This is a genomic window from Candidatus Desulfolinea nitratireducens, assembly GCF_982879505.1.
The window spans coordinates 1-7,288 of record NZ_CEYOSI010000166.1 but is presented as its reverse complement, the minus strand read 5'-3'; the positions used below and the strand labels follow the sequence as shown (position 1 = coordinate 7,288).

Genomic DNA, 7,288 nt, shown 5'->3' with positions numbered 1-7,288 from the left:
TGAGTCTTATTGACAGTCTCCGAAACACAATCAAAAAACTTGAATGGAACCCCGCAGGAACAGAATGGGGCAACTATTACGAGATCACGAACTATACAGATGCCGCCTTTTTGCATAAAAAAGAGTTGATCTCAGAATGGATCAAAGCAAGAAAACCTTCCCAAGTCTGGGATCTAGGTGCGAATAACGGCGTCTTCAGTAGACTTGCTTCCGATCAAGGGATTTTCACGGTCTCTTTCGACATTGACCCAGCCGCTGTGGAACAAAATTATCATCAAGTGAAGGAAGCGAAAGAAAAGTATCTTTTACCTCTTATAGTAGATCTCACAAATCCAAGCCCGGCACTTGGTTGGCACAATCGCGAACGTGAATCCTTCACAGCGCGCGCGCCAGCAGATATGGTTTTCGCACTGGCCTTAATTCATCATCTTGCGATCTCAAATAATGTTCCCCTGACCCAGTTAGCAGATTTTTTCCACGCAATGGGAAAATGGCTCATCATAGAATTTGTTCCAAAATCAGATTCTCAGGTAAAAATACTTCTTCAAAGCCGTGAAGATGTTTTTGACGAGTACACGGTGGATGATTTTGAGCGAGTTTTTAAATCTCGTTTTACCATTCATAAAAAAGTGAAGATCAATGAAGCAGAGAGACATTTGTATTTAATGGAAAGACGCTAAATCCTTGATTTTTAATTCCGGATATCAATAAAAACACCCAAAAGAGCCGTACAAAAGGTTGTTCGGCTTTTTTCTGTGATAACTCTAATATAGAGTCCTTGTAAAACTATTCCCAGTATGTTTTAATAGGTCTGACCTTTCCCTTCTTTACTCATACGAGGTATAAAATGAAATTCTTTCTAAATGGTCAGGAAAAAGAATTCGATGGCGATCCTGAAGTTACTCTTTTGACTTATTTACGCGAACACGAAAATATTACATCTGTTAAAGATGGCTGTTCCGGGCAAGCCTCATGCGGCTCCTGCACGGTTGATATTGACGGTAAATCCAAGCTCTCTTGTATTACTCCGATGAAAAAGATCATCGATACCAATATCACGACACCGGATGGACTTGGCGAATATCGGCGCGAAGTTTTTGCCAACGCCTTTGCTGAAAAAGGCGGCGCTCAATGTGGGTTTTGCACCCCTGGCATCGTCATGCGTGCAAATACGCTCCTCAACAGAATTTCATCTCCAACAGAGGATGATATCAAGCAGGCTCTCACTCCACATATTTGTCGCTGCACAGGGTACACCAAAGTGATCGATTCTGTCATCTACGCAGCAGAAGCAATTCGCGAAGAGAAGGAAATTGCTTCACCAACCAGCGATGGCAGGTTGGGATCACGCCATCCCAAATATGAAGCACAAAAATTGGTACTTGGCGATCATAAATATACAGACGATATTCGAATCGAAGGGATGATGCACGGTGCACTGAAATTTAGCGATTACCCTCGTGCAAAAATACTTGGTATAGACACCCGAGCAGCAGAGGAACTTGCGGGCGTGCTCCGCATCTTCACCGCCGACGATGTGCCGGGCGACCGAGTGATCGGATTAATCTCCCAGGATTGGCCGTTAATGATCGCTATTGGAGAGATCACCCATTATCTTGGGGACGTCATCGCAGGCGTAGTTGCTGAAACCGAGGCAATTGCCCGTGAAGCGGTCAGCAAGATCAAAGTCGAGTATGAAGTCCTCGAGGTTGTCAGCGATATGCACAAGGCAATGGAACCAGAGTCTCCTAAAGTTCACGAGAGTGGGAATATCCTCGCCCATCCTGTTTATATTCGCGGGGATATGGAAGATGCTATTGCAAAATCTGCTTATATTTCAAAAGGCATTTATGAAACACAGCGCGTAGAACATGCCTTTATGGAGGTTGAAACTGCGGTCGCTGTTCCGAAAGATGATGGCGTGGAGGTCTACTCGCAAAGTCAGGGCATTTATGAAGATCGCACCCAAATTGCCAAAATACTCGCTCTGCCTGAAGAAAAGGTGCGTGTGATCCTTGTAGCAAACGGCGGTGGGTTTGGCGGCAAAGAAGATTTGAGCGTACAGGGGCATGCTGCCCTGATGGCTAAACTTCTTGGGCTGCCTGTCAAAGTCCATTTGACGCGTGATGAATCGATTATCATGCATCCCAAACGCCACCCTGTCTGGATGGATTACACGCTCGGCTGCGACAAAGAGGGCAAGCTAACCTTCATAAAAGCACGTTTTGTGGGTGATACAGGCGCTTACGCATCCGTTGGAGCAAAGGTACTGACACGGATCGCCAGCCACGCCACGGCAGCCTACCATGTTCCGGCAACAGATATAGAAGCCTTTGCGGTATACACCAATAATCTGCCCTGCGGTGCGATGCGCGGATTTGGTGTTAATCAAGCCACCTTCGGGATGGAAAGCAGCGTTGACGATCTTTGCGAGCAAGGTGGCTTCGACCGTTGGCAATTCCGCTACGACAACGCCCTAATGGATGGGTCGATGACCGCCACTGGGCAAATATTAGCGGGCGGCGTTGGTGTCCGCAAAGCGCTGGAAGCAATCAAAGACGAATTCTACAAAACCAAATATGCTGGAATAGCATGCGGTTTGAAGAATACTGGAATAGGCAATGGGATGCCAGACGAATCATCCGCGTTGATCACCATCGCTGGACCAGAAAAAATCATCATTGACCACGGCTGGACGGAGATGGGACAGGGTGTGAATACGATTGCAGCGCAGGTTGTCTGCAATGAGACCGGCATCCATCCTGATTTGATTGAAATACGCGTGGATACAGCCGCCGAACAAAACGCAGGCATGACAACTGCCTCGCGCGCCACCTCCCTATTGGGGAATGCGCTCCTGGATGCCTGCAAGAAACTCAATGAAGATCTTAAGCACAACACTCTTGCAGATTTGGTCGGCAATAAATATTTTGGCGAATGGATCGTAGATTGGACAACCAAAGGCGATGCCAAGGTGGACAAAGTCGTCACGCATTATTCTTACAGCTACGCAGCACAGCTGGTCTCCATTGATGACGACGGACAGATTGACAAGGTAACGGCTGCACATGATGCTGGAAAAATCTTCAATCCGATGCTCTTTGAGGGACAGGTCGAGGGGGCAATCCACATGGGAATTGGCTACGCAATCAGTGAAGATCTGCCAATGGAAGGTGGTTACCCGCTCCATACTAATTTTCGAAAACTAGGCATTCTGCGCGCGAAAGAAATGCCCCCTGTAGAAGTGATCGGCGTTGAAGTTCCAGATCCGTTGGGACCCTATGGGGCGAAAGGCGTTGGCGAGATCGGGCTGGTTCCTACAGCGGCTGCAGTCGCAAATGCGCTCTATCAATACGATGGTGAACGAAGAACAAAGTTCCCAATGAAATTGCCAAAGAAAAAGAAACAAATAAATGTAATTAAGCTCTAAACCAAAAGAGCGTGGATGAAATTTCATCCACGCTCTTTATTTTTATAAACCAGTGGCTATTTTTGTTCTGTCTCTTCATTTGCTTTTTCAACAGCATTTACTTCTTCAAGTAATTCTTCACGCAAGACTGGCTCCAATCCAAAAATCCCTGCTTTGAGATAACGCCCAACTACAAGAACAGAGGCAAGCACAGGCACAATCACAATCGCGCTGAGAATACCCTGGATCAGCACTGCCGCTATAATCACAATAAAAACCAAGCCTTCGTGCAAGTGTACACTACGTCCCATCAAGCGCGGACGCAACCAAATACTTTTCAGATTGACCAGCACCAAATGGATTGCAAGTACCAAGGCTGCAAACCAATAATTTGAAATCGCCAACACAAGGGAGCCTTCCAATAGGGCAACGGCTATTGCAATTATCGATGCTATTAATGGACCAACATCCGGGATGATGGTCAACACTCCCGTTAAAATGCCAATAATCAGCGCGCCAGGCAGGCCAATCGCGAACCAGGCAATAGTGAAGACAATCCCGACAATGACCATAAGCGCCAATTGGCTGCGTAAATACGCAGCCCAGATCTGCTTTATCTCCAAAAAGATTAAACGTGCATCACGCCTGTACCCTTCCGGCGCCTGCCGAATGAGCAACTCACGCAGCTTATCCCAATCCAACAGCAGGTAATAAACAGCCACAATGATCACAAAAAACCAGGCAGTATTGCGAGAAGTACTTTCCAGAATATGCAGTACACGCTCTGGTATACCTTTTAGCACAGAAGCCACCGAGCTTTCCAGTTCTGGAAGATAATCACTTGCATCCAAGATATAAGGTCCCAGACGAATTGGCTCGCTCAATAATACAAGAACTTGCTCATAAATACTCACCAAATCGTTCGAAAAAACCTGAAGTTGCGCAATTAATTCAGGCAAAAAAAGTACAGGAGACGCCAACACCAGGCCCAAGGAAAGAAAATAAACCAGATTTACAGCCAGCTTATGTTTCATTCGAAAGCGATTTTTGAATAAATTTACAAGCGGCATCATAGAATAGGCAATTAAACTTGCTAATACCAAAGGCTGAAACATCGGGCGCATATACCATCCTAACGCCACAATCAAAATGCCTAGCACTATCAAAGTCAGATAACGTGCTGGTACGCTCCATTTTTTGGTCATAGATTATTCTTAACAGCCTCCAAAGTGGGAGCAATGATCGGCGCCTCGACGACGGCTTTCAGCGCGGCATTGACATCTTTGAGACCACTACCCGTATTTAACACCAGGATGGGATCGTCCGGATGCAGGAGACCTTTTGAAATTGCTTCCACTACGCCAGCATAAGCTGCCGCTCCAGCGGGTTCCGCGAAAACGCCCACCTTGCCGAGTTCGGCTATGGCAGCGATGATCGCCTCATCCTTAACCAAGACATAATGACCATTAGTCTCGGTGGCGGCACGGAGCGCGCGAACACCATCGCTTGGCATATCGACGGATATACTATCTGCTGTCGTTGTCGCAGAAATTGGCGTGATTTTCTCAGTACCTGCATTAAATGCATTTGCAATTGCCGCAGAGCCTTCTGCCTGCACCCCAAAGATACGCGGCATTTGTTTCAGCCAGCCCAGTTCCGTCAAATCTTTGAAACCTTTGTGAATGCCAGAGATGATATTCCCATCGCCCACTGAGACAAAAATCGCCAAGGGATTATCACTTTCGCCAAGTGCCTCAAGTGACCACTCCCAAATTTCAAAGGCGGCGGTCTTTTTACCTTCAGCGGTGAAGGGATTGTATCCCGTGTTGCGACAATACCAACCAAATTCGTTCGCGGCCTTGACAGCAAGCGCTACCGCGTCATCGTATGTTCCATCAACAAGCATAACCTGTGCACCAAAAATGAGTAACTGGGCAACTTTCGCCACTGGTGCAGATTTGGGAGCGAATATTACTGCTTTTTGCCCCATAGCGGCGGCCATCCCCGCGAGGGCGGCACCCGCATTCCCAGTGGAAGCGGTCACGATTACCTCTGCTCCAATTTCTTTTGCGCGAGCAACTAATATTGCACTGGCACGATCTTTAAATGAGGCCGTTGGATTTCTGCTCTCATCTTTAAGCCAGAGATTATTCACCCCAAGTTTTTCTGCTATTGTCGGTAAAGAATAAGTCGGCGTCCATCCTACAGCGTAAAGAGGGGTCTCCTCTCCACCGGGGGATGAAACTGGTAACAATGGTAAATATCGCCACAAAGATGTTTCAGTGCGGCAAGTGATATCATCAGGGTGGTACTTATCCTTAATTGCTTCATAATCCAGGATAACATTCAAATTGCCACCATCAGCGGGACAGGTATATATGACCTGATCCCGCCGGTATTTTTGCCCACATAAAGAGCATTTATAGCCAACAAATTTATTCATTTGGTTTCACCTTTTTAATTCTTGTATGGAGGTATTTTATCATTCCTAAAGAGTTTTCGGGATGACAGAAACTTAATGATGGGCTTGAATTTCTGTTCAAACAGATAGTCCACTAGCAATGATACAATGGCGTGGAAAATTGTTCTGACACAGAGATTCCATACAAAACTTGTCCAGAAGGATTTACAGTGTTTCTCTCAAGCAGGCTTCGTTGGAAAACAAATCCTCTAATTCCTGAAAGGAATTTACTTTATGAGTATTCTTCAGTTGACTCCCATCATTTTGAGTGCCTTAATTCTTGGGGCACATTATCTTAGAAGCGGACCATTTATTTTAGTTATTTTATCTTTTCTATTTCCTGCCATACTTATCATTAAACGTGCATGGGCTGCTCGCCTTGTGCAAATTATTCTTCTTTTAGGCATGGTCGAATGGATCAGGACTCTTTTTATACTTGTTGCCGAGCGTCGATTACTTGGAGAACCCTGGGGACGCCTTGCAATCATTCTGGGCTTGGTAGCAATTATTTCTGGAGGCTCAGCCCTGCTTTTTTCCTATAATAACTCAGTTAGAAAGAGATATAAATTAGAAAGGATAGAAGTAGAAAACGATGCCTAAGGGCTGATAGCAACTTTTTAAGATAAAAAAAACAAAAGTCCCCGTTCCTTTTAAAGGAACGGGGGTTTCAACATTATTGTTGAATGATCTACAAGCCTCGCTCTCCGCGAATGTAGGGAACGCCAAGTGCAGCAGGTGCACCGAGTCGTTTACGTGCAGCAGCGCGAGATCCCCAAATTAGAGCGATGATAGTAAGAATAAAGGGCATCATCTGAAGAAAGAAACCGTAATTAGAGTTAACATAGAGCGGATTTGCCATTCCAAAGAGCACTGCTGGTCCTTGCAAATCAAGGATGAAACGGCGCAGCATACCGAAAAGATAGCCGCCAAAAGCAGCCCGCAGTGGATTCCACTGGGCAAAAATTACCAGGCCGACCGCGATCCAGCCCTGGCCGGATGTGGTTTGAGAGCTATACCAACCCGGTGAAACAGAGAGAGAAATTGTCGCTCCAGCTAGGCCTGCCAACATGCCACTTACGAAGGTGTAAAAGTAGCGCACACCGTAAACATTGATGCCAAGTGTATCTGCTGCAGAGGGTTTTTCGCCAACAGCACGGAGATGCATCCCAGGGCGGGTTTTGTAGATATAGTAGGCTGTCAAGGGAGCAAAGACATAACCCACATAGACAAGCAGACTGTGATCAGCGAAGAAAACTGGCCCGAGGAAGGGGATTTGGGAGAGAAGGGGAATATCCAGGAAAGGGATTGTCGGTGGATGTTGACCTGTGAGACCCTCTCCCAAAACGAGGGCAAGCCCTGTTCCGAGAAAGGTTAACGAAAGTCCACTAACGACCTGATCTGCCTGGAAGTGAATCGTC

6 protein-coding genes are annotated in these 7,288 nt (G+C 46.4%); 3 read left to right on the top strand and 3 right to left on the bottom strand.

All coding sequences use genetic code 11. The features are described 5' to 3' along the window. Window positions 1–680, top strand: a 680-nt coding sequence (locus tag AC3DOM_RS13245) for a class I SAM-dependent methyltransferase (protein WP_487919525.1), incomplete at its 5' end; no start/stop codon positions are given. Between the two features lie 167 nt (window positions 681–847). Next, entirely contained in the window at window positions 848–3,430 is a 2,583-nt protein-coding gene (xdh, locus tag AC3DOM_RS13240) for a selenium-dependent xanthine dehydrogenase (protein ID WP_487919524.1), read from the top strand. A gap of 56 nt (window positions 3,431–3,486) precedes the next feature. Here xdh and AC3DOM_RS13235 read toward each other — a convergent pair whose 3' ends face one another. Together AC3DOM_RS13235 and thrC are read right to left on the bottom strand one after the other, a co-directional pair. Then, window positions 3,487–4,614: an AI-2E family transporter gene (locus AC3DOM_RS13235; protein ID WP_487919523.1), complete on the bottom strand. Its 1,128-nt coding sequence runs from the start codon at window positions 4,612–4,614 to the stop codon at window positions 3,487–3,489. Beyond that, window positions 4,611–5,852 carry a threonine synthase gene (gene thrC, locus AC3DOM_RS13230; RefSeq protein WP_487919522.1) on the bottom strand — a complete coding sequence of 414 codons (1,242 nt, stop codon included), beginning with the start codon at window positions 5,850–5,852 and terminating at the stop codon, window positions 4,611–4,613. Before thrC ends, AC3DOM_RS13235 begins: the two co-directional genes overlap by 4 nt. 252 nt (window positions 5,853–6,104) lie before the next feature. Between thrC and AC3DOM_RS13225 the strand changes: the two genes are divergently transcribed. Beyond that, complete coding sequence (locus tag AC3DOM_RS13225; RefSeq protein ID WP_487919521.1) at window positions 6,105–6,470, top strand: hypothetical protein; 366 nt, start codon at window positions 6,105–6,107, stop codon at window positions 6,468–6,470. Between the two features lie 88 nt (window positions 6,471–6,558). On the opposite strand, the gene AC3DOM_RS13220 is transcribed toward AC3DOM_RS13225, so the two are convergent. Next, window positions 6,559–7,288 (bottom strand): ABC transporter permease (locus tag AC3DOM_RS13220; RefSeq protein ID WP_487919520.1); only part of this gene is annotated, 730 nt, incomplete at its 5' end.

Excerpts from the sequence above, each read along its gene's own strand:
- AC3DOM_RS13235 (WP_487919523.1), bottom strand. The coding sequence starts at position 4,614 with ATGACCAAAAAATGGAGCGTACCAGCACGTTATCTGACTTTGATAGTG.
- AC3DOM_RS13225 (WP_487919521.1), top strand. The coding sequence starts at position 6,105 with ATGAGTATTCTTCAGTTGACTCCCATCATTTTGAGTGCCTTAATTCTT.
- thrC (WP_487919522.1), bottom strand. The coding sequence starts at position 5,852 with ATGAATAAATTTGTTGGCTATAAATGCTCTTTATGTGGGCAAAAATAC.
- xdh (WP_487919524.1), top strand. The coding sequence starts at position 848 with ATGAAATTCTTTCTAAATGGTCAGGAAAAAGAATTCGATGGCGATCCT.